The sequence below is a fragment of the Pseudoalteromonas sp. NS-SX12 genome (genome assembly GCF_057367955.1).
In genome coordinates this window covers 2,926,228-2,950,815 of sequence record NZ_CM170634.1, presented here as the reverse complement: position 1 = coordinate 2,950,815, position 24,588 = coordinate 2,926,228, and the positions used below count along the sequence as shown (strand labels likewise).

15 protein-coding genes are annotated in these 24,588 nt (G+C 41.8%); 4 read left to right on the top strand and 11 right to left on the bottom strand.

Going from position 1 to position 24,588, the window contains the following annotated elements:
- Positions 1 to 15 precede the first annotated feature (15 nt).
- From fahA to AC2IOM_RS13685, 5 genes are all read right to left on the bottom strand, one after another.
- On the bottom strand, positions 16 to 1,329 hold the full coding sequence (gene fahA, locus AC2IOM_RS13705) for a fumarylacetoacetase (protein WP_486358669.1): 1,314 nt from the start codon (positions 1,327 to 1,329) through the stop codon (positions 16 to 18).
- 149 nt (positions 1,330 to 1,478) lie between these two features.
- Positions 1,479 to 2,525, bottom strand: coding sequence for a 4-hydroxyphenylpyruvate dioxygenase (gene hppD / locus AC2IOM_RS13700; protein ID WP_486358668.1), 1,047 nt, complete (start codon positions 2,523 to 2,525; stop codon positions 1,479 to 1,481).
- A gap of 395 nt (positions 2,526 to 2,920) precedes the next feature.
- Positions 2,921 to 5,638: a metallophosphoesterase gene (locus tag AC2IOM_RS13695; protein ID WP_486358667.1), complete on the bottom strand. Its 2,718-nt coding sequence runs from the start codon at positions 5,636 to 5,638 to the stop codon at positions 2,921 to 2,923.
- Between the two features lie 127 nt (positions 5,639 to 5,765).
- On the bottom strand, positions 5,766 to 7,214 hold the full coding sequence (locus AC2IOM_RS13690; RefSeq protein ID WP_105170663.1) for a peptide MFS transporter: 1,449 nt from the start codon (positions 7,212 to 7,214) through the stop codon (positions 5,766 to 5,768).
- A gap of 256 nt (positions 7,215 to 7,470) precedes the next feature.
- Positions 7,471 to 8,247: an ATP adenylyltransferase family protein gene (locus AC2IOM_RS13685; RefSeq protein ID WP_486358666.1), complete on the bottom strand. Its 777-nt coding sequence runs from the start codon at positions 8,245 to 8,247 to the stop codon at positions 7,471 to 7,473.
- A 40-nt stretch (positions 8,248 to 8,287) separates the two neighbouring features.
- Here AC2IOM_RS13685 and AC2IOM_RS13680 point away from each other — a divergent pair, with 40 nt between their 5' ends.
- Positions 8,288 to 10,060: an ABCB family ABC transporter ATP-binding protein/permease gene (locus AC2IOM_RS13680; RefSeq protein ID WP_486358665.1), complete on the top strand. Its 1,773-nt coding sequence runs from the start codon at positions 8,288 to 8,290 to the stop codon at positions 10,058 to 10,060.
- A gap of 46 nt (positions 10,061 to 10,106) precedes the next feature.
- On the opposite strand, the gene AC2IOM_RS13675 is transcribed toward AC2IOM_RS13680, so the two are convergent.
- From AC2IOM_RS13675 to AC2IOM_RS13650, 6 genes are read right to left on the bottom strand one after another with little or no spacing between them, the layout of a single operon-like run.
- Positions 10,107 to 13,919, bottom strand: a complete 3,813-nt coding sequence (locus tag AC2IOM_RS13675; protein ID WP_486358664.1) for a cellulose synthase subunit BcsC-related outer membrane protein — start codon at positions 13,917 to 13,919, stop codon at positions 10,107 to 10,109.
- A complete protein-coding gene (gene bcsZ, locus AC2IOM_RS13670; RefSeq protein ID WP_105170658.1) occupies positions 13,910 to 15,028 on the bottom strand; it encodes a cellulose synthase complex periplasmic endoglucanase BcsZ in 1,119 nt (372 codons plus the stop codon). Before bcsZ ends, AC2IOM_RS13675 begins: the two co-directional genes overlap by 10 nt.
- Before the next feature lie 2 nt (positions 15,029 to 15,030).
- Positions 15,031 to 17,343, bottom strand: a complete 2,313-nt coding sequence (bcsB, locus tag AC2IOM_RS13665; protein WP_486358663.1) for a cellulose biosynthesis cyclic di-GMP-binding regulatory protein BcsB — start codon at positions 17,341 to 17,343, stop codon at positions 15,031 to 15,033.
- Positions 17,327 to 19,954, bottom strand: coding sequence for a UDP-forming cellulose synthase catalytic subunit (gene bcsA / locus AC2IOM_RS13660; RefSeq protein WP_486358662.1), 2,628 nt, complete (start codon positions 19,952 to 19,954; stop codon positions 17,327 to 17,329). The genes bcsB and bcsA overlap by 17 nt, the downstream gene beginning before the upstream one ends.
- A 5-nt stretch (positions 19,955 to 19,959) precedes the next feature.
- Entirely contained in the window at positions 19,960 to 20,664 is a 705-nt protein-coding gene (gene bcsQ / locus AC2IOM_RS13655; RefSeq protein ID WP_105170655.1) for a cellulose biosynthesis protein BcsQ, read from the bottom strand.
- A gap of 31 nt (positions 20,665 to 20,695) precedes the next feature.
- The gene (locus tag AC2IOM_RS13650; protein ID WP_158683308.1) at positions 20,696 to 20,872 is read right to left on the bottom strand and encodes a hypothetical protein; all 177 of its coding nucleotides are present in this window, start codon (positions 20,870 to 20,872) and stop codon (positions 20,696 to 20,698) included.
- A 321-nt stretch (positions 20,873 to 21,193) separates the two neighbouring features.
- Here AC2IOM_RS13650 and bcsE point away from each other — a divergent pair, with 321 nt between their 5' ends.
- Genes bcsE through bcsG form a run of 3 tightly spaced genes read left to right on the top strand, consistent with a single transcriptional unit; the run spans position 21,194 to position 24,564 of the window.
- A complete protein-coding gene (gene bcsE, locus AC2IOM_RS13645) occupies positions 21,194 to 22,786 on the top strand; it encodes a cellulose biosynthesis protein BcsE (RefSeq protein WP_486358661.1) in 1,593 nt (530 codons plus the stop codon).
- A complete protein-coding gene (locus AC2IOM_RS13640; protein WP_158523435.1) occupies positions 22,786 to 22,950 on the top strand; it encodes a hypothetical protein in 165 nt (54 codons plus the stop codon). Before bcsE ends, AC2IOM_RS13640 begins: the two co-directional genes overlap by 1 nt.
- A 3-nt stretch (positions 22,951 to 22,953) precedes the next feature.
- The gene (gene bcsG, locus AC2IOM_RS13635) at positions 22,954 to 24,564 is read left to right on the top strand and encodes a cellulose biosynthesis protein BcsG (RefSeq protein WP_486358660.1); all 1,611 of its coding nucleotides are present in this window, start codon (positions 22,954 to 22,956) and stop codon (positions 24,562 to 24,564) included.
- Positions 24,565 to 24,588 lie beyond the last annotated feature (24 nt).

The window sequence follows — 24,588 nt, the reverse complement described above, 5'->3', positions numbered from 1 at the left end:
AAAAAGGGCAGGAGGTTACTTGGCAGGTAATACTGTGCCTTCAACGCGACCAAAGCCAATGCGGTTAAAGCCGTCGGCTTCACACCAACCACGCATAATCACTTTATCGCCATCTTCCAAGAACTTACGCTCTTCGCCATTGTTAAGTTTAATGCTTTCTTTACCACCACGAGATAGTTCAAGCATTGAACCTGCTTCTTCATGTTCAGGGCCTGACTGAGTACCTGAACCTAGCATGTCACCTGGAATAAAGTTACAGCCATTTACTGTGTGGTGTGTCACCATTTGCGCTACTGTCCAGTAACTGTGTTTGAAGCTCGACTCAGAAAGCTTGCTTGGTGCAGCGCCGTCAGCACGCATTTTTTCAGATTCAAGTAACACATCCATCTGAATATCGAATGCGCCTGCTTCACGGTTGTGTGAAGACTCAAGGTAATCAAGCGGCTGTGGATCGTTTTCATCACGGTGCCACTGTGTACGATAAGGCGCTAATGCTTCAGTAGTCACAATCCAAGGCGATACAGTCGATGCGAAGTTTTTCGCCAGGAATGGTCCTAGCGGCTGATATTCCCACGCTTGTAAGTCACGCGCAGACCAGTCATTAAATAAACAGAAACCAAATACATGATCTTCTGCATCTTGAATGCTAATTGCATCGCCTAACTCGTTGCCTTTACCAAGGTAGATACCTAGCTCAAGCTCATAGTCCATACGCTTTGCAGGACCAAATGACGGTACGTCTGCATCAGGCGCTTTTGTTTGGCCTTTTGGACGAGGGAAGCTTTGACCTGATACGCCAATTGATGATGCGCGGCCGTGATAACCGATTGGTACCCATTTGTAGTTAGGCAAAAGCGGGTTATCAGGGCGGAATAAGCTACCTACGGCTGTTGCGTGGTAAATTGATGTGTAGAAATCGGTGTAGTCGCCAATATGACATGGAAGTGCGTATTCAACATCATCTTGCGCTACCAGTGCAGATTCAAGAGTACTTTGTTGCTCTGAGCCTTCACGTAGAGCTTTTGAAAGCGCTAAACGTAGAGCAGACCAATGTGCCTTACCCATGCCCATAAATTCGTTGAGTGCAGGGGCGTTAGCTGCTTCTACAGCTTCTTGAGCAATGCCTGAGAAAATGTCCGCATTTGCAACTACGGCTAAATCTAATACTTGGTCACCGATTGCGACACCACCGCGAAATTCTTCTGACGATCCTTTACGACGGAAAGAAGCAAATGGTAGGTTTTGAATTGGGAAGTCATTGCCAGCAACGTTTGCGCTGCTTACCCAGCTTTTTAAATTAATATCGTGCGTTTCATTGATAAAAGACATGGTCTTTCCTTTTGCTTTTATTGGCTTAGGCTAAATATGGCGATTGAATTAATAAATTCAAGTTTGAAAACATGTTAGCCTTGAAATAGCAAAAGCAGCTTGGCCAAAAAAGACGAAAGCTGCTTTTTATGTTGTTAGCTTATCTTAACTTAGATAACACCACGGCGCTCTTGGTCACGCTCGATTGATTCGAACAATGCTTGGAAGTTACCTTCACCAAAGCCACCATCGTCAACACGTTGGATCATTTCGATAAAGATTGGGCCAAATAGGTTTTTAGTGAAGATTTGCAGTAAGTAACAGTCTTCGCTTTGGCTATCTACCAGAATTTGGTGCTCTCTGATTTTATCTTTGTCTTCTTTAACCCAAGGAACACGGTCAAAAATAGTGTCGTAGTAATGATCTACGATATCTAAAGTTGCAATATTTGTTTGGTCTAGCTTATCTAGAGAGCCCACTAAGTCGTTGGTTAAAAACGCTAAGTGTTGAACACCTGGGCCATTGTATTCATCTAGATATTCATCAATTTGGTTGTTGTTATCGTCTTTACCTTCATTGATTGGAATCGAGAATGTGCCACATGGTGACTTAAGTGCGTAAGACAATAGTGCCGTTTTCTGACCTTTAATGTCGAAGTAACGTACTTCTTCAAAACCAAATACGTCTTTGTAGAAATTCGCCCATGTTTCCATAGTGCCTTTGTAAACATTGTTAGTAAGGTGGTCGATGCGAAGGAAACCTTTGTCTGCAACAATGTTTTGCTCAGCTAGGTCTTCAAAGTCATTTGCATAGATAGAGCCTTTATCACCAAATACGTCGATGAAGTAAATTAGGCTGTCACCAATACCGTAAATTGCTGGGTATGGTAAATCTTTATTAGCCGCATCTGTCGCAGGCTTTGCACCGCGCTCAACAGCAACATCAAATGCTTTTTGCGCATCAGCTACACGCCAGCCCATTGAACAAATTGCAGGGCCGTGTGATTTAGCAAATTCAGCTGAAAAACCATCACGCTCATTGTTTAGTAAAAAATGAATATCATGTTGGTTGTAGTAGGTGATGTCTTTACCTTTAAACTTTTTCAGTTTTGAAAAACCAAAGTCTGCAAAGATCTTGTCCATATAATCTGCATCTGGTGTCGCATATTCAGTAAATTCGATACCTAATAAACCGAGTGGGTTATTTACTTGAGTCATTTTTTGTCCCCTAAAGAGTGAGAGATGGCTTATTACGTTTCGAGTGGCCAACTCTTTAAACACGAATTGGCTAGATAATTATGCAAAAGTTGTAAAAGGAAAAGAGGTAAGGTGATTTTGCTAGGGGTGGCTTTTTGTAAACTTTTAAATACAAAAAAGGCAATGTTTAGCTGTTTCTTTTAATGCGATTTATTGGTGCATAAAAAACAGCCTATTTTGCACGAGTAAAATTTTGATTTCTGCGGTGTGAATGGTGAGTAGATAAAAACAGGCTAAAATGTAGCACTGTTAATGGCGTGTGATTTTTACTCATTTTTGTGCAGTTTTATTTACAATTTTGAGAAAGCGACGCGTACGCACAAAAAAAGGGGCGTTGGCCCCTTTTAGAATCATTGCTATTTTTTACTGTTAAAGAACTTTTCACGTTGTTTTAACCAGGGGTTAATCGCCATCGTGGCAACACTTTCACTGTGACGTTCCACTTTTTGATTGAGTGCCCGAGTACTTTGATTAAACCGCATCGTTTTACTTGGGCCGCCAAGGTTGTCTATTTCATCTGCATCGAAGCTACGCCCAGCAAAAAGTAGTGCGTTTAAATAGCCCGGTTCAGTTTCATAAGTGTCGTCTGTAAGAAGTAACAAGGTATTACTGAGCGCCCAGCGTTCGCCAATTTCACCTTCGTCTTTTTCACCGACTAACTCGCCGTTAATAAATACTTTTAAAACCCCATTTTCAGGCGCGCTATAAAACACAATCGCAACGCGATACCAAGTGTTGGGTTGTAGGTTACCAAAGAAGCCACTATCACGGGTTGTGATACCTACGCCATTGGTGTCGCGGTCAACAAATAGATCCGCATCGTCGTTGTTAAGTTGGTCTGTTTGCAGTAGCCCACGGAATTCATTGCTACTGCTTTGCGGCCACATAATATCCATTACTAAAGTGTAATCGGCTACTTTATTGCTTTGGTAAAAATCGCCGTTAGCGGGCACATTGTGCTTTAATGCCAAGCCTTGCGATGGGCTATGACGACCAAAGGCCAGTACGCCAGAGCTGCCATCGGGTAGATCTGCAATATTGGCATCGCTAGTGCTTACAAATGGGCTGCGTTCCGGCCCCCAATCTTTATTGAGAGGATCAAAGTAGCTCAGTTCACTCGGGCCAAAATCAGCTTTAAATGGCGCATCTAAATCATTGAAATTCCAAATTGTGACATAGTTATCTTCAAGGCAGCTATTTAACGGTTGGTTGGTATCAATATGCACACATTGGCTGGTTCGCTGGCGGGCATACTGATCAAGCGCCCACCAAGATTCTGACAATTCCGTAGGAGTAGGTAAGGTAATCCCCGAGAAGAACAGGTTGCCGTTATAGGCAGGGCCTTTTTGCAGTGCTACGCGATAGGTTTTGTCATTGCTGATAGATTTATCACTTGCCAGTTTAAATACCCATTCTGGCTGCGCTAAACGCATTTGGTTTAGTTCACTGCCCGTAACGGAGACTTCATAAAGCGCGTTAAACCCAGGAGTGTCAGATGGCTGTCTTTCAACATAGTAGGTCTCGTGAAACTTCTCTTGGGTTAGTTTGCCCGGAGTCCAACGGTTTTGTACTTGAATTGGATCAAATAAGGCGGCATCGATACTGTGGGTAAAGAATGTTGCATTTGCTAAAATTTCGGCTGTTTGCGCTTCATTTGGGTAATTTTCAGAAAAGGCAATAGCGGTATTGGTATCAGGCGCGTAGCGTCCCATAATTTGCTCAATAGTGCCGACCATTTGTTGATCAACGACATCGATATTACTCGTTAAATATGTTTTGTAGTCATAGTTAGTAATGGTGTTTGAATCGGTATTTATTGTCAGAGTTAAGTCTGTTAGACCTTGCGCAAAAAAGTTTGGTTGAATAACCAGCGCACCGTTATCGAGCGCCTGAATACTTTCGCCGCCGTGGGTATGACCACCTAATACTAAATTAACGCCAGTGATGTTTTCGGCAATACGGGTGTCGCCACCTATGCCCATGTGGCTAAGCATAACCATAAAATCTACATCTTCACGATACGTATTAACAATACCTTGTGCAACGGAAGTCCAGTCCCAGTTCATTTTAAAGTCGGGAATAAAATCTGGAATAGGAGCGGTTTGTAAGGGTTCATCGAGTTCGTTCCATGGCACTGAAGTCATGCCAAAAAAGCCTACCTTTAAACAACCTACTTGCACCGCAGCAAAATCAACAGCGGCGAAGCCATTTTCGTCATTGCCGACATAGCGCGTATTACTGGCGAGTACTATGGCATGGTCGTCATTGGCATAATCTAACAGCTGTGCTGGTCCCCACGCATAATCGTGGTTGCCAACAACACGTACATCAAATTCCATCGCTTTTATCGCATCGACCGTGGCAAGCCCTTGTGAAATTTGTTCTGCTACTGTGCCTTTTTCATAGTCGTCGCCGCCATTAGTGAATAAAGTATATGGCTGTGTTGATTTGGCATTTTGGTAGTGGCCTTTTATGCGACTAAAGAGTTGTTCTTTATAGCCAAAGCGAGAGTGTAAATCGGCCACATGAATAAAGCGCAGCGCTTGCTCATTCGCATTGGCATCACACTCTGGGCCAATCACTTTGCTAATTTCTAATTCGCGTTTTGGCTCAAAAAGCACCGCATATTGACCAAGTTGACTAAGGTTCGCTTTAACGCTTGCAGCACCGACACTACTGGTAATTGGATACCAAGTTGTATTTTCTAAACGGGCTAAATACACTTTTCCTTGTTGATATTCAGTTAAATCAACAAACACTTCCATTTCAATTGGGTTGACTAGTGTTTTGTCTTCAGGAGAGAGCGAATAGGTGTTTGAAATTACCTGTTGCGTTTGCGTTGAAGGCGCGCTTTGTGAAGTGGTAACTTTTAGGGTGAAATCACTGTCTGAAATGCCTGCGGCTATACGCAGCGCCATTCGGCCATTATCAAAGCTGGCGTTTAAACTCATCGATGGTGTGATGACGCCACCTTGTTCTAGATCTGGCACATATACTTTTTCAGTTTCGCCACCACCACATGCACTTAGCGCTAAACATATTAGTAATGAACTTAAAAGCTTGTAAGTTTTCACATATCACCCAAAAGAATTAAATTGAGGGTGAAAAATACCATATCTGGCAGCTAAGCTTCAATTACACTTAATGACATAAAAAAAGGCCTATAGAAACTATAGGCCTTTTTTTGTAATAAGTGCGTTATTAACGAGTCGCTGTTACTTCAAGCTCTTCTTCTAACACTTCTTCTTCAGTGTGGTGGTGATCTTCTGCACCGTGCATCCAATCAACAAGTTTATCTGCCATAAAGTACAGTAAAACACCTGAAGCAATCGCAGTAATAAAGATACCGCCAAAGATAGACATTGCATTTGCAAGTTGCTCTTCTTTAGTCGTGTCGCCGTGGCCAATAAATGAACCAACGATACCACCAACTTTGTTAGCAATTGCAATAAATAGGAACCAAGCACCCATCATTAATGATGCGATACGTAGCGGAGCTAGTTTAGTTACCATTGATAAACCAATTGGTGATAAACATAATTCACCCATGGTATGGAAGAAGTATGCGCCAACTAACCACCACATGCTTGATTTATTTGTTGGGTCACCGTCCATTTCCATAACCGCACCCATCATAAATACAAAACCAATACCTAATAAGATAAGGCCAAGTGCAAATTTAACCGGTGAGTTAGGTTCTTTGTTACCAAGACGGATCCAGATAGACGCAATTACCGGAGCAAATACAACGATGAAAATCGCATTTAAAGATTGGAACCACGTAGTCGGTACTTCGAAGCTACCAATGTTACGGTCTGTGTATTCGTTAGTGAAGATATTCATTAGGCCGCCAGCTTGCTCGAAGCCTGCCCAGAAAACAACAGTGAAAAGGCCTAACACCATGATTACTTTAATACGGTCGCGCTCAACAGCAGTTAATGGCTCTTTACGTACTTCTGTTTGTTGTTGCTTTTCTAACTTAGCTGCAGGGATTGTACCTATGTTACCAAGTAGTTTTTGCGCAAATAAGAATTGAATAATAAGTGAGAAGATCATACCAATGCCGGCACAAATGAAGCCTGCTTGGTAGTTACCATCATAATGTGCAACAACTGAACCTACTACGATACCAGAAAGTGCAGCACCTACGTTGATACCCATATAGAAGATAGTAAATGCGCCATCACGACGGTTATCACCTTCTTCATATAAATCACCAACCATGGTTGAAATATTTGGCTTGAATAAACCGTTACCAGCAATTAATAGACCTAAGCCTACATAGAACGCTTCCGTTTCCATGCCAGGTACCCATGCGTGCGGCGTACCTAAGATAAATTGACCCGCAGCCATTAAGAAGCCGCCGATATAAATTGCTTTACGTTGGCCTAAGTACTGATCCGCTAACCAACCACCGATTAATGGCGTAAGGTAAACAAGACCGGTAAATGTACCATACATTGAAAGTGCATCGGCTTGGGTCCAACCCATACCGTTACCGCCTTCAGAATATACTTGGTCTACTAAATAAAGTACTAAGATTGCGCGCATTGCGTAGTAGCTAAAGCGCTCCCAAAGTTCTGTAGTGAATAGCAGGAATAGGCCTTTCGGATGGCCTAACATTTCACCTGCTTTAGGGACTGAATTCATCGTATGCTTCCTAATTCAAATTATTGTTGTGGCCAATATTATTATTGTTGTTACTACCTTTCGGTTTGAACGGGCGGCCAATAGTTGTGTTTGGGTAACAGTTACCCAGAAAGCAGATTTGTGTTAATAAACATACTGAACGAGGAGTAAAATAAGGTTATTAATACAAACTGCATCCGGCCAGTATACCTAGAGAGTTTTTTAAACAAAAGCCCTTATCTAACAGATTTGACCTGTTTGTATGCACTTTTGCCGTTTATTTATGCAGGTCTTGGCACAGGCCTCTTAAAAACGCGATAAAACCGTGCTCCGTTAACCAGTGTAGATGCGCTTCATCTTTTACCAGAAAATGGCCGCAAAAATTGAGCCCGTTAGCGAATATTGATTCGATATGCGCGGTTTTTCGTGGCACTAACCAGAATAAGTCTTTATGTATAATTAGGTTGTAGGCACCGGTCTCACTATCACTGTTATTTAAAGCAAATTGTTGAAGCGCTTGCTGATAATACTTGATACACAGTGCTAAATTTAGAGGGCCAAATCGCACAAAACTGATGTCGTCTAGTTGTTTTGCAATAGCTGTAACGGTGTCACTGTGTGCTAAGCGAATTAACTGCATATGACGATGCCCTTGGCTAGCACCGGCTGTAGGGCCTGCATTATAAAAGCCAACATCATAAGGCGAATTTAAATGTTCAAGCCAAGCTGAAAAATCAGACTCAGTTAATGGGCTTTGCTGCGATACAAATTCTTTACTGCACAACAGGGCATGGGGTTTTAATACCGGAAACTTATTTAATAGTAGCTTGTGCGACGGAGGGCAGTCTTTTACAAACATCGCCTTTTCATGAGGTAAAAACGGGTTAGTCTTTTGCGTGCTTTGATGGGGTTTATCGATTTTTTTAGCGACGCGCAAGTGCACCGTGAAGTGAATATTATTATCCAAAAAGGATTGGCTTTGTGTTGTGAGTGGCTGGAGCGTTTTTGTTTTTAATGCAATTTCTATTTGCTGTTCAACTGCTTGCCAATACATAATACATCCTATATTTGATCTTAATGAGCACGAGTGAGTTATGCGCCGCGGTTTTTCTGTGCCAAACGAAAATGACAGCTTTAATATACGCGTCTTTAAACAAGTTGTACCTTATTTATTAGAATTTCGCACGCGCATTATTATTGCGTTTTGTTGCTTAGTATTTGCTAAGCTTGCCAGTGTTTATTTACCTTTTGTACTGAAATACACGGTAGACACGTTAGATCAACAAAATAATGTGGTGTTATTAGGCACAGTTGGTTTAATTGCCGCCTATGGTGTACTGCGCCTTGCCAATGTGGTGTTGTCTGAATTACGTGACATGCTGTTTGGCCGTGTTACTGAGCGCGCCATGCGCCGTATTAGTATGAAAGTATTTAGCCATTTACAACACCTCGACCTTAAATTTCATTTAGATCGCAAAACCGGTGGCCTTGCCCGAGATATTGAACGCGGGGTGTCGGGTATTAGTTTTGTGATGCGCTTCTTTGTTTTCAATATTGGCCCAACGTTAATCGAGCTGATGTTGGTAGTTGGTATTTTAACTACCAAGTATGGCGCTAAATACGGGCTAGTGATTGTCGCCTCAGTGGTGGTTTATATTACGTTCACTGTGTATGTGACTAATTGGCGATTAAAGTTTATTCGCGAAGCCAACATGGCTGATAATCGCTCAAACACCCGCGCAGTTGATAGCCTGTTAAATTTTGAAACCGTAAAATACTTTAATAACGAAGAACACGAAATTAAAGAGTACGATGTTGAACTTGCGGCTTGGGAAAAAGCACGCCGTAAAAACCGATTATCACTGTTTGCCTTAAATGGTGGTCAGGCCCTTGTAATTGCCACAGCAATGACCTCAATGCTGTTATTTGCTGCGCTTTATGTGGAAGCAAACGCGATGACCCTGGGGGATTTTGTATTAGTGAATGCCTTTATGATGCAAATATTTATGCCGCTTAACTTTTTGGGTTTTGTCTATCGCGAAATTAAAGGCTCGCTCACCAATATTGAAAACATGTTTGATTTACTCAAGGTTGACTCCTCTGTGTCGCGCAATAGCAAAAGTGAGTCACTTGCGGTAAACCAAGGAGTCATTACATTTGAAAATGTTAGCTTTGGTTATGCAAAAGAGCGCACAATTTTAAATAACCTGTCTCTTAATATTAAGGCGGGGAGCAAGGTTGCAATTGTTGGTCCAAGTGGCTCTGGAAAAAGTACTCTAACCAAGTTGCTCTGCCGGTTTTATGATGTAACCAATGGCAACATTCAAATTGACGGGCAGAATGTCGCTCAGGTTAAATTAGATTCATTGCGCGAAGTCATTGCCGTGGTGCCGCAAGATACCGTGTTATTTAACGCCAGTATTTATGACAATATTCATTACGGCAACTTATCGGCAACGAAAGAGCAAGTGATTGCAGCAAGTGAAGCAGCGAATCTTAAAACCTTCGTTGAATCGCTTAACGATGGTTTTGAAACCCATGTTGGCGAGCGCGGTTTAAAGCTCTCCGGAGGTGAAAAACAGCGCGTTGCGATTGCAAGGGCACTATTGAAAGATTCTCCTATTATGGTATTTGATGAAGCAACTTCAGCACTTGATAGCCATAACGAAGAAGCCATAATGCGAACCATCAAAAAAGTGGCACGCCATCATACGGCGATTATGATTGCTCATCGCCTCTCAACCGTGACCGATGCGGATCACATTTTTTATTTAGAGCAAGGGCAGCTGGTGGAAGAAGGTACACACCAACAGCTACTTGAAAAAGAAGGGCGTTATGCCGCACTTTGGCGCAGTCAAAGTCAGTAATTGCCAAATAAAAAAGGGAGTTTAGCTCCCTTTTTCAATTATGTGATTAATAGTTAGCGTAAGGCACGATTAGCCTTGGTACTAATGGCAGCTCACCGTAAACAGGGTTAAACAAATACTTCACGTAAATTTGACCATAATTTGGTTCGTAAAAATCAGCGCGGTCGATATTAAAGCTCGCACCAATTAACCATTGAGGTTGCACGCGGTATTCAACTAAGCCCTCAATACCCCATGAAAATCCACTGCTTTTATCTGCAGCAAATATTGGATCAATGCCCGTTTCAACTGCTTTGAGCTCTGCAACGGCTTGTAGTTCAGGGTTATTTGGGAAAAGTTCAATGGCATCTGTGGTTGTACGCGAATAACCACCGTTCACTTTGAGGCGATAAACTAAGTCCTGCTCAAAACGACCATCAACTGTAACAGGCACTGACAGACCAAGGTATTTTTGTGGGCTGTAGTAACCGCCATGGCCGTACGTTTCTTCTGAAAGGTTATGCTTATAGCCCCAATACAACAAGTTAGTGCCGACAGACAGTTCAAAGTCTGGCTGCTGGATAAAGCGATAGTAGGCACCTGTCATCGCACGTTTACGGTCGTTGTCAAGTACATTTTTGCCTTGATAATACTGATAATCCAGCGTCGCCCAAAAACCCCAATCGAGGCCGAGATCGTGATACAAGCCAAGGGTAATACCATTGCTGGTAACGCCACCCCAAATCTCATTTTGATTAACGTCTTCAAGGCCTGCATATGACAATACGCTGTTAGTGAGTGCTCTTCGCTCAATTTCAATGTCGTAGCTGAAGTCACCGAGACTATTTTGATAAAGCACGCCACCTACGATATTTGAAATTAAGAAGCCTTGTGGTGTGGTACCAATATCCACCCGCCAGTTTTCGTTTTGCCAGCCGACACCTAAGGCAATACCTTGGTCGCGAGGGGTGATGCTAAATAATGAGCAAGTATCATAGCAAAGTGCGCCAGTGCCGTAGCGGCTTGCGGCAAATCGTTCTGAAAAGTTAGTTTGTTGGGCAGAGATACTAACGGCATCCGCTTTAAAAAATAACTGACCCTCTAAAAATGGAAAGTAGCCTTCAAATAACGCTGCACCTAAGCCCAGTTCATGATCATTTTGCGTACTGGTTTGACCGCTAAAGTCGCCAGCAAGCGCAATATGCCCATCGGTACGGTTTTTAATTTTTGCAATGCCCGAGCGAGCTGAGCGCATATACCAAGTATCGGTTTCTTGGTCTTGTGCTAAGTCATGCAGCACTTTTTTGTCGGCAACATCAACACGTTGTTTTGTAAGTACTTGACGATAGTATTCAATCGCAAGTTCGCTTTGGCCAAATTTGTCTGCTACTTGGCCTGCCAGATTGAGCAATTCGCCGTCGCTCGGTGATAGTGCGAGTAGATCTTTTTGGTATCTGAGCGCATTGTCTTGATCTTTAAAATCGAGTAGCAGGGCCATTAATCGGCGCTGATTATAGTTTTCATCTGCGGGAACGCGATACACTAAGTGTCTAACTAATTTTTCACCCAACGCATATTTATTACTAAATAAGGCTTTTTCGGCAACTTGATACTCAGTTTCGAATTCTAATTCACCGTATTTGTGCGCATTTTCATATAAAAAATCAACTTGCTCAAAATCACCTTTATTTAACGCAAATTCAAGCAAGCGTGCATTTGCAGGAATGCTTGATGGGTTGTTGCTAAGGTAAGATGTTAAGATAATCTCTTCGCGTTCAGGCTGTTTTTTTACTTGGTAGCGCACTTTTAAGTTTTCAATTTCGCGCTTTTCACTTTGAGTTTGCGCCGGCGCCATATGCAAATTGGCAAACCATGAATCGAGATCATCGGCGTCGTCTGCGCTAAGCAACCATTCACTGTATAGCTGATACCAGTAGAAATCGAGTTTAGGTGCGCTATTTAGCGCGCTTTTGAGCTGGCTGGTGGCACGGTTATGCATGCCTAATTTGTACCATTGCGCTGCAATTTGTGCCGTTTGCAGGTTGCTTAAATCATTTTGATTTTCGATGTCTTGTAACAGGGCAAGGGCAGAGGCTTTTTGTTCGGTCTCAATTAACACATCGGCTTGTTCAAATTGCTCACCTAGCGCTAACGTTTCTTTTAATTCTTTTATTTGCGGCGTGTAATCTTTCACCCGAATATAAGATAAGCTTTGTAATCCAGCGCGAAAATCGCCTAGCGAACGCATATAAAGTGCGTGGGTATAACGAATTTCTGGATTCATTGGAAAACGCCAAAGCGCTTGATTATAGACTTTCTTACTGGTGTCAATATCGCCTAACTTGCGCCATTCAAAGGCCAAGTCATAATAAAGCCAGCCATTTGTAGGTGAGGTTTTAATTGCTTTTTCAAGCAGTGCAATCGCTTCTTTCGGTTCGCCTCGCGCAGACAGTTCTTCAGCTTGTTCACGGTAAATCGCCGTTTTTGCAGCGTTTATTTCCGCACTGACCGTTTCGCGTTGTTTTTTAGTTAAACTTGATTCAAATCGCTCTAGTGCATTAATACTTTGTTGCTGTTCTACAATATTAAGCAATAAAGACAGGGCATAGCTATTATTAGGGTCACTGCGTAATACGGTTTGCAGGTATTTTGTCGCCTGCGCTGTGTCACCTTTGGCCTGTGCTACCTGTGATGAATAAATCAGTACGGTATTAGTGTCTTCTTTGAGTTTTAACGCACTGGCTAGCAGTTGTTCGGCTTTTGTCAGCTCTAAGGCATCAATTGCAGATCTTGCTTCGCTGATCAGCCCCCAAAACTTGGCAGTATTTAATAACCCTAACCAAATTGATTTATCGCTACTGTCTGCGAGTTTGGCGGCCTTGCTAAAATATTGTTGGGCATCGGCATGTTTGCCTTGTGCCATTAAACTACGGCCAAGGTCGCCCACTATATCAGCGTCTTTTGGTCTGCCAGCGGCTGCTTTGCGTAACAGCTTTTCTGCAAGTGCGTAGTTTTCTTTTGCCATATGGCGTTTTGCGCGCTGCCAGGCTTGGTAGTTAGGATCGGCTTCTAGCTTTAGTTGTGCAACCAATTTTTCACTAAATACTTCGTACTGTAATTTACCTAAATCACTTTGTGGATAGAGGCTAAAAAAGTAACTGTATTGTGAGCGAGTAAAGGTGCTAATTGGCATATCTTCTAACGCATTTAACCATACGCGCTCAACCTCAATGCGCATTTGCGAATGGGTTGCGTATTTACGCAATATTGCCAGCGATTTTTTGTCAGTGGGTTTCCGTTTTAAGATATGGCGCGCATAGGCTACTTCAAACTGTGCAGTATTAGGGTAGCGTTGCGTCAGCTTAGTAAATAACTTTTTTGCTTGTTGCCAACTATCAGGATCGGCAGAAAGTATGTTGGCATATTCAAACTTTAGTCTCGCCGTTGGTATTTCGCCGCGAAATAACGTTTTGAATTGCTTTGCAGCTTCTTTTGATTGACCTGCGCGTGCTAATAAGCGCACAGCTTGCAGTTTTTCTTTACCTTCAGGTGAGTGAATATACGCAATGCTATCTAAGCGTTGAATATACGGATAAAACGGTTCATCTTTTTTAAATGCTTTGAGCTCTTCAACGGCTTTTTCCGTTTCACCTTGCTCGAAGTAGTAGCGGATCCAGGCAGCGCGAATATCGAGGCTGCCAGGTTCAACTTGCTCTAATCGGGCGAGACTATCAATCACCAGTTGTGGTTTTTGTTGTGCCTCGCCGAGTTCAACTTGTTCTAAAAGCCAACTAATAGGCTGAGCATCAAGGCCTTCACTGGCGTGCAGTTGTGACCCAAGTAAACAGCTTACTAATAATGCAGACGCTCTTAGTTGCATTCGGTGCTCCATGCCGGCACTAACGAACCATCATTTAAAAACTCAAAACGTGCATTGGTTGCGGCGGTGCCAAACAATGTGAGTACACTGCTGTAATAATTATTTCGCAGCTCATAGTCTATGTTGGCGTTGATCTTTTGATTAATCATACTTGCCGTTACGCGATCACCAAATGATTTCATAAAAGGTAGAATCGCTGCTTGAAAGCCAAGAGGGCCAGTTTTTGCAGTACGTCCTGTTTTAGCATAGGTGTTGAGTGGTACTGCGCGATTGGCACTTACTTTTCGCGCCATTGGGTCAAACTTAAACAACAGCTGCTCTTTGTAACTAACATCATCAGCTAACAAACCTACCCATAAATAACTGCGAATAGCATTGAAGTTACCCTCATCATTGTGCTTTTTAGTGAAGTGGAAGCCTTTTTTGGGATTGTATAACACCCAGTCAGGGCTAAAGCCTTTTGGCGCACTTTCTGAAAGCACTACCAATGATGAATTTAGTACTTCTTGCCATGGTTGGCTTGGATAGAGCTCAACAAATCGTTGGAAAATAAACGGTGGCAAATAACTTGGGTTTAAACGCCATGTTTGTTCGCCTACTTCAAAGCCATAAGGGGCAGGTAATAGGGTTAATCCTAGTCCTGGTAAAAACTCGGTTTCTTCTTTTAAAATGCGCTTTGCCATTACCGCAGCAAGTACCGCATAACGTCGCTCATTCCATAAACGGCTCGCCTCTGCAAGCGCGTAGGCTATCCATAAATCAGAATCAGACGCAGGATTAGAATCTAAAATTCCATAGCTTGATGGCGTTTTACGGCCCCAAAGCCATGCAGGTAAACGTGCGCTTAAATCACCTTCAGCAAGGTGGCGCTCGGTCCAATTAAGTAACTTATCAAAGGTTTCTTTATCGTTCGCCACCAATGCGAAGAATAAACCGTAAGACTGACCTTCACTGGTGGTAATGTTTTTCTCAGAACCAAGATCAATTACGCGACCTTCTTTTGAGATAAAATTGTTTTTAAAGGTCTGCCATTCAGGCCACACCATACAGCTTTCTGCTTTTAGCAATGTTGGCATTAGAAGCAATAATACAATGAGTAACTTTTTCATATTTAGTCTTCCTTATTACCAACACGTTTGCGCGCTAAAGTATTGAGAACACGCCATAAGATAACAGATAAAATAAGTAATGTAATAATCGTCATAAATGCTAATAACAGCGGATGATCCGACAAGTGGAACCAAATAAGTGTGTGCAGCGGTAACGAACCAATATAGTAGCGCTCACCTAAATGCGATTGATGCACTTTATATGGGTTTATAATTGTTGCAGTGCCTTGCACTTGAATTAATTTAGCGCCATCAATTAAGGTGCTGTTGATAAGCCCCAAATCATTACTGGTTGCGGCCATAATTGATACTACACTGCGCTCGTCGTTAAACGGCGATTGGAATCCTGCAATGGCTGCAAGTGAACCATAACTCTCAAGTGAAACGTGCGTTGAGGCATCTTCATTACTCTTCGCGTACTTGTACGGCTGAGTTTCATAAATTGCTTGTTTTATTTCACGTAGAGAGTGATTAATCAGCACCGACATATGCTCGTTTTGAGCAAAACTATCTGCACCTGTTTGCGAGCCAATGAGCAAGATATCTTTATCGTCAAAATCAATGTCTGCACCGTTATCGGTGAGGATCGTTGCTTTTAGAGATGGGTAACCCGTTGTTTGCCCTAAGTGACCTGTTGCAGTAAGCAAGGTTTCGACCTCATCACGGTTAGGTGATTCAGGTAAAACAATTAAGGTTTCGCTTAAATCTGCAAACTTGGTAAATGGAAAACCACCTTGTGCGTAAGCATGCAAATTAGGCATCGCAATATAATGGTGATAATCAGAGACATCAATTGTTGAGTTCTCATCAATTGCGCCTATGGTGCCTTCAGGTGCGGTAGTCTGACAAAACCCTTCTTTTTCAGTTGAGAATAAGAACTCAAAGGCTACGTCATTTTTAATATCTACTTTAAAACCGGGTACGGTAAAGTAACGTTCTTTATCGGTATCATCGGTCGATAGCAGTGGAATACGAATATCTTCATCGACTAACGTTGAGTACTCATTCGGGTCGAGTTTGTAACCTTGCACATACTCTTGGTTAATCGACATATTAAGACGTGATACACCTTTATCTGTAGGTGGTGTATAGCGGTATTTTAATTCGATTGGTAAGCCGTCGGTGTACCAAGTGAATAAATCAGGCGCAACACGTACATCTAGTTTTACTGGTGGTGCACTGTAGCCAACAGCTTGCAGTTGATTTTTATACTCGACCAATTCGCCAAAACGAACCGGGCGATCTGAGCGGATCCAACGCGGTGCGTCGTAAGCTTTACGCGGCTCAATGTATTCAACTTTGTTAATCTTTGCACTGCGACCAGTCATCATTGGCAAGCCTAATGCTAGGCCTTCCGCTGCAACTTTTAAGTCATCACTATTACGGCCTAAGATCAACAAGAGTTTTTGGTAACGATGCTCTGGGTTTGCAATTACTTCAACAACTGGACCATCAACGCCTGGGTAATCCGCTAAGAAATCAGGGCGATTATCATTGGTTGCAAAAACAACACTGTGTGAACTTGGTAGTGCATTGTAGTTAACTGGGAATTTTGCACCACGCCAGTTTGCCTTTGCGCCAAACCATGAGCTTAAAATACTTGCAGCGTGCAAGGTTGTGTTATCTGGCGTTTCGTTAAATACAAACGGCAGTGTTAATTGAGCGTAATCACGTTCATCAAAAAACGGTTCTGGGAACTGAGCGAGTAAGCTCTCAAATGGTAATTGCTGCTCGGTATAGGTAATGCGACTGGTACGACTAATATCGGCCCAAATACTGGAATGAAATGGGTCTTCACATTCACGCGTATAGTGGCCAATTAACTCAAATCTGAGGGTGTTGAAGTCTTCAACAAATTTAGGCTCAAGCTTAATGCTATGGCGCTGCATGCCTTCGTTAACTTTATCAGGGCTCGCGTCAGTGACCGGAATTGTCGCCATCACTTCTTCATTTAAATACACCTTTAAATGGGAAAGCTCTTTGATCAATGCAGGTGAACTGGTAAATGCAAAGTCGAGACTTAAATCGGTAATAATGTGATCAACACGGTTAGTAAAATCAACCGTACGACTTGCTTGCACTCCGCGCAAACGCATATCAGGTCGGTTTAATTGCTCAAATGTATAAGACAAGGTACTTTGAGGGCCTGCCTCAGGGTAACCTTGTTTGTATATGTCTTTATTTTCAGCAATTTTGATTGCGTTGCGGGCAAAGTTGCCTGTTGCATTGTTGTCGCTTGTTGTTGCGTAGCCATTGATACTACACAGCGAACTGAGCGCCAATATGCTTCCTGCTACTTTAGTTAGCACTTTCATAATTTAAATTTCCCAGTTTTGGCTTTTGCGGCATAAATGAGCCAACCAAAATTAAAATATTACCAATCTTTGTTATGTATTTCTTTGCTTTCGCTGGTGCATGAAGAATTAAGCTTTTAAAACCACGAATACTGGTTTGTTTTACATGCTTAAAACTTTCAGAGGGAAGGTCATGCGTAAAATTCTCTTGCCAACCGAGCCACGCATCAGCGCGACTAAAGGTTGATTCAATATAGTTTTTCTCTTGCTCTAGTGTCAGATTACTTAAAATCAATCCAACTCGATTTTTACGTGCGTTAATCACTTTACACGGAAATGAAAACTGTCGGCGTCCACGTGACATTATCAGGTCAACATCAGTTTCCACATTGATTAAATCATCAGCTGGTAACTGTACGCCTACACCAACATCACTAAAATCGGTTACGCGTACTTTGTATGTTCTGCCATTCGCATCGCGCAGCGCAGCGGGGAAGTTCGCCGTAATACGGTGAGAGCGCCTTACTTGTTTTGCTTCTGCCGCAACCGCAATCGCCGCACCTAAAATCATAAAGTTGTACAGCGCCCATGCCATACTGATTAACAATACGCCGATTTGAACGGGGTCGCCAAAAAATATGCGAAAAACACCAACAACTAAGCCAATCAAGTTAATGGTTGCGAGAAAAAGGTATGGTTTTGAGATTTCCCAATCATAGAAATCTTTATCGGTTAAACCACCTTTTTCGGTTACGTTAAACTTACCTTTGTTAGGCGCAAAAAGTGCCACGGTTGTAGGCTTTAAAATGTACCAAGCAAGCACAGCTTCATATACTTCACCCCAAAATGAATAGCGCCATTTACCTTGGATTCGGGAGTTGGTAATTTTAACCTGCATTAGGGTAGGCACCACGTACAGTAAAATTGCTAAAAACGGCGCATAAATAATATAGGCGTCAAAATAAATGAGTGCCAAGGGAGCCGTTAAAAACACGATTCGTGGAATACCAGAGAAAAAGTGCATTGCCGCGTTCAAATAACAAAAACGTTGGCTTAACGAGAGCCCGCGCCCAAGCAAGGGGTTATCCACCCTAAATATTTGCGCCATACCCCGTGCCCAGCGAATACGCTGACCCACGTGGGTCGACAAACTGTCAGTAGCAAGTCCGGCTGCTTGTGGAATATTAATGTATGCGGTGCGATAGCCTTTACGTTGCATTTTAAGTGCTGTGTGAGCATCTTCTGTAACTGTTTCAAACGCGAAGCCGCCAATTTCTTCAATTGCACTGCGACGAATTACGGCACAAGAACCACAGAAAAAGGTCGCATCCCATAAGTCGTTTCCGTCTTGAATTAGACCGTAAAACAGCATGTTTTCGTTAGGTGTTTGGGCAAAATTACCGAGGTTTTTTTCAAACGGGTCGGCAGAGAAAAAATGGTGTGGTGTTTGCACCAGACACATTTTAGGGTCTTCGACAAATTGACCTATGGTCATCTGTAAGAACGAACGAACAGGTACGTGGTCACAGTCGAAAATGGCAATTAACTCACCATCAGTGTAACGCATTGCATGGTTGAGGTTACCTGCTTTAGCGTGAAAGTTGTTTGGACGAACAATATAGCCAACACCAATCTCAGCGGCGAATTCTTTAAACTCGTCTCGTTTGCCATCGTCAAGAATATACACATTTAGCTTGTCTTCTGGCCAGTCTAGCGCCAGCGCTGAGATAGTCGTTGGTTTTACAACGCTTAAAGGCTCATTATAAGTTGGAATGTAAACGTCAACGGTAGGCCAACTACTGGTGTCCTTAGGAAGCTTAACTGGTTTACGTTTTAACGGGCGCATGGTTTGGAAAAAGCCCAAAATTAGAATAAACCAGGCATACGCTTCTGCGGCAAGTAAGCCAAATCCTAAAAACAAGGCTATAGGGTCACCCCAATTCAGCGTTTCATTTACACGCCACCAAATGTAACGAGTAGAGGTCGTAATTGACAACGTTATCATTACAATAGTCGGCAATGGCCCTTTTATACCTCGCAATGAGTAGGCGATAAATAAGATCAAACTCATAAAAATCGCTTGTGCTTCAAGGGAAAAAGGAACCGTAATAAATATCGCCAATAAAAAAAGTACCGCAGCAAGCAGTATTCTAGTGATATGAGGTTTTTCCCAAAAATCGGCGGAGGTTAATTTTTGAAATCCGGTTTGGGTATTTTCATTTATTTCTTTGTTAAGTGATTGCCGCACGCGTAGGGTAAACCATTTATCGAATCGCATTGCCCAGTCGATAAATAGCGGCAAAATTTTAAAAATGGAATACTTTGATTCTTTTTCAACGGCTTGTTTACCATCACGTTTAAACTTTACTAGCGTGAGAAAGGTTAACTGAATAACAAAGCGGATTGGGTCGCCAAGGCGAAAACGGTTCGGTTTTAATTGTGGAAAGTAGCGATAAAAAGCATTATCAAAATCGATACGTTCTAATTTAATAAAGGCATGCAAAACAAAGTAAGCCATAGTAAGTAACAGCGACATAAATACACTGTAACTATTTTCTTCAAAAAAGAAGCGATAGCGTGACTTTACTCTACCAATATTGTGCTTTGGGCTAACGAGGCTAGACGTATTCATATGTGTTACGACAGGCTCTTACGTTTGTTATTTAACCAGCTTGCGAGTGCGTGAAAGTCTTCTTTTACTACACTGAGTGGTGAAGTGTTAATAAGCACATTTTTTGCTGCAAGTGCCTCAGGTACCGCGCTATCAAAATGAATAAAAAACGGCGCTAATTGCTTTAAATTTGCACGCCAAATTTGATATACATCGAGTTCAAGCGGGTTACTGGCATTAAAGCGATTAATTAAGTAATACGCTTGGTTATGTGTGTTACCTTTTTTAATTTGGCTATAACACGCAGGATCGCAGGTCACTACATTGATAACGATATCGCTGTCATCAAGGGCTAAGTCATCGAGTGACATATGGCTTGGTACGTCAAACAGCAACCAACTGTTGTGGTCGATATCCAAACGTTTTGACTGATTTAACAGCGTATTATATGAAAAATTATTGGCAAGTTCAGAGCCATAAGGCACATATTTAACGTTATCTTCATTGATAAACGCAATATCAGCCCAACTAGATTCGGCATCCGCTATTTTATTTGTCCAGCCAGTTTGGTTTTGCCACTCGTGGCCAAGGTGCAGACACAGTTCATTTTTAGAATCAAGGTCAATACACAACACGTCGTGATGGCTTTGAGATAACAGTGTTGCTATATTGGCAATAATGGATGTACTTCCCGTACCACCTTTCATGCCTTTAAAAAATACTCGATTCATACAAAATGGGCTTTGTTAAAACGTATAATTATTAAATTTCTTCGATTTCGCTAAAAAGATCATACTTAGCAATGATTTTCATTTCTTTTTGCTTTTCTGTAATCTCAACATAATCGGCGACAGCAATTTTGCTTTTTGTTTCCAACTTAGAAATATCGTGCGCATGGTACGCATTTTCTATGGTTTCAGCGTTTTGATTATTAGTCACAATATTAACCTCTTAAGTTAAAGCTTCTATATTATTAGTCGGTTAGATTGGGCTAAACTATTACACTCTATTACGCAGCATTTGAGACAAAATAACGTGTTTTTTCCTTGTAGGCCTTTAATTTTGCGAGCTTGAAACAATTTGAACTTATTGTTATCGGCTTGAGCAAACTAAAATTTAGCACTTTTCTCAACAATGGCGCTGGACTTGGCTAAATGATTGTATATAAAATCATATTTTCATCTAAATAGAAAGTATTACTTTTTTAGAGCGTAGCGTTATGTATTAATAATGCGCTTATAGAGCAAAAGTGGGTTAAATGTGCATAAATTGAACTTTTTGGGTATTCAGAGCGATCATGGGCTTATTTTTAAAGCAGCGACATACGCGCTTTTCGCCAACAGCGAAGAAGCAGGTATTGAGCTTGCCTTGAGCTCAATAAATGAACAAAGTAAAAGCTTTGTAATATCGCAAGACCCGGAGCGATTTTCTGCTAAATCTGATAAATGGCCGCAACTAAAAAAAGCGCAACTTTTTGCCTTAGACACATCTTTTTTTATCGAAAACAGCACTCAGTTTATTTCACAAACAATTGAAGAGCTAAGTTATTATTCTGGCTTTCGCGGTGCGCATTTAATTATTCACTTTTCCGAAGATTTAGCTAACCACTTTGAAGCTAAATTAGTTAAAAAACTATTGCATAAAACGCAATCTATAGCTGAACGCTACAATATTAGCCTGATTTTTTTGTTTACAGGGAAAACAGCGCAACAAAAAGCGCCCACTTTTTTAGCTCACAGCAAACTAATTGACGGTGTTGCCCATCTTAATAGCCATTTAATGAACCACAACTTGTACTTTGATTTTTGGCGCAGTGAAAAAGGGGTGGTAAGCCAGATAAGTTATCAGTTGTTTTTTGAACAACCGGTATTGGCCGAGCTAAACGTTCAAAATGAAGCGAATGTTGAACCTGTTTATCAAAATTTAGAACAGGTTTTTATTAGCAAAGAGTTGCTGCCTAGCGAGACAAAATTACCGCCACATTATTTAATATGCGACGATAACCAAAGCGTAGCCGAACATGCTAGCGAAAATAAAGCTGCAACAGTGGTTTTGTGTGCGTCCCATAATGTTAAAAAGACGGAACTTGCTGCACTTTGCTATGAATTACGAGATGTTTGCGGGCCTTGGCTAAAAATTGTAATTAAAAACAAAGATGGCGTGTTACGTCACCACGATGAGTGTGTATTTTTAACCTTAGGCGTTAATTTAATCTTGCACACAACCACAGATATTTCACGTTTGATGTCGCAGGTGCAAGCTTTGCAAGGCGTTAAGTTTGTGCGTACGCTGCCAAAAGATTACAAAGCAGTACTGGCTCATGCTAAAGGGGTGGAAGCAAAAGGGTATTTAACACCAAATAGCTTTGTTGATGCCGTGAAACTGCAACGTGAAGCCAGCTTATCGACGGGAATTAGTGGCGTTTTGGTGATCTTGGATTTGATTAAAGGTGTCGAGCCAATTGATGCATTACGTCTTTTTTCTGTAAAACGTAACGGTGATATTTTTACTGCGAATCAGTCGCAAGTTTTGCTTTATTTGCATGCTTGCCGAGAAAATGATGTGGATAACGCCATTGAGCGATTATTCAGATTAGCAATCAGTGAGTTCTTTGTCGCTCATAGCATTTATTCGCAAGACTTATACATAGAACAAGTTTGCCGCGAGCTTAAACACGCCGACGACAACAAAGAATTGGAAGATTTCTCCGTACAGTTACTTGAATCTGCGGTAGAGCAAGTGCCACTTGCAATGAGTACATCAGGACGTACTGCTGTTGTACACGATATAAACCGCTTTCCAAGTCGTAAGCCTTGTAAAGCACATCCTCTTAAGCTTCTGGAAAATAATTAATGTACTTAACTTATATTATTTTGGCGTTTATTTTTGGCATTGTGATAGGTATTGCAATCGCACAGTTTTCAAAAGAGCTTAAGCATTTTGTTACTAAGCTGTACAAAGCGTGGACGTTTAAACATAAAGCGATTCATCCATATAAGCCGCAGGAAAAAGAATAATCAATGAGCATTGCACACCCAGATAAAGATCCGTTGCGTTATGACGCACTAGGGCTTTGGAATTTATATTTTTTAGTTAAGCTAGGCTTATTTTTTTCAGATGTTATCGATTTGCATGTACTGGAAAATATTGCGTTTATTGCGTTTCTTTTATTACCGTTCAAGCATTCTTTGTTGATTAAGGCCAAACAAATTATCGGGGCATTTGTCGCATTATTTTTATTGCATTATGACTCTTACTTGCCACCGCTTAGTCGCTTACTTGAAAGTGGTGATCTGCTTAGTGATTTTAGTTTGCCATACCTTATCGAGTTGTTGTCGCGCTTTTTGTCGTGGCAGTTCGTCGCCATGGCGTTGGTCTTGGTTATTGTTTATATTTATTTGGTAAATTGGGTTCGTTTTACCACGGTGAGTATCGTGGGTATTTTATATATTGGTGCATTACAATTTTTTGCCAGCCAAGAGAGTATGCAACCCGCGCCAACTTACGTACAAAATAGTGGGCAAGCAACGCAACAAAATGTACAAAGCACCTCTTTAAACCCCGAACAAGCAATGTCGGCGTTTTATCAACAACAAGCGCGCTTAAAAACTGAATTCCCAACATCTAACCAAGGTGGCGACTTTGATATTGTGCTACTCAACGTGTGTTCACTTGGCTGGGACGATTTAGAGCGAGTGAACCTTAGTAAGCACCCTTTGTTTAATCAGTTTGATTTACTGTTTGATAACTTCAGCTCGGCTACGTCGTACAGTGGACCTGCAGGCATTCGTTTATTAAAAGCAAGCTGTGGGCAAACATCTCACCAGGGCTTATATTCAGATGCAAATAAGCAGTGTTACTTGTTTGAGAACTTAAAGTCGCTGGGTTTTGATAACGACTTTGCTATGAACCACAATGGTAATTTTGATAATTTCCTTGGTATGGTGGAAAGCCAAGGGCGTGTTGATGCAAAACTGCAGTCGTTACAAGGTGTTAAAATTGCACAGCGCTCGTTTGATGGTACACCTATTTTCGATGATGGTCAGGTATTAAATAAGTGGCTTAAATCAAGGCTAACCTCAAACAAGCCACGTGCGGCACTTTACTACAACACCATTAGTTTGCACGATGGTAATGTGATTGAAGGACGCAGTAAGTTTGGCAGCAGTTTAAAAAGCTACGGCACGCGTACAGAAATCTTATTTAAGCAATTTAACCAATTCTTTACGCGTTTAGAACAAAGCGGTCGTAACTATATGGTGGTTATGGTACCAGAGCACGGTGCATCACTGGCGGGCGATAAAATGCAAATTGCAGGTATGCGTGATATTCCTAGCCCAGCAATTCTCGATATTCCGGTGGGCGTTAAGTTTATCGGGCCAAATGCCAAACCAAATAGTGCACAAAAAGTGATTTCTGAGCCGTCTAGTTATCTGGCTATTTCAGAGCTAATCGCCCGCGCAACGCGACAAAACATCTTTAGCGGCACCTTAGATCTTGGCATGTTAGCCGCTGATTTACCGAAAACACCTATGGTGGGTGAGAACTCGGGTACACGAATGCAGATGTTTAATGGTAAGCCATATATTCAACTCGATGATGGTGAATGGATGGTTTACCCAGGATACTAAATAATCTGAACTCGAGTAAATTAA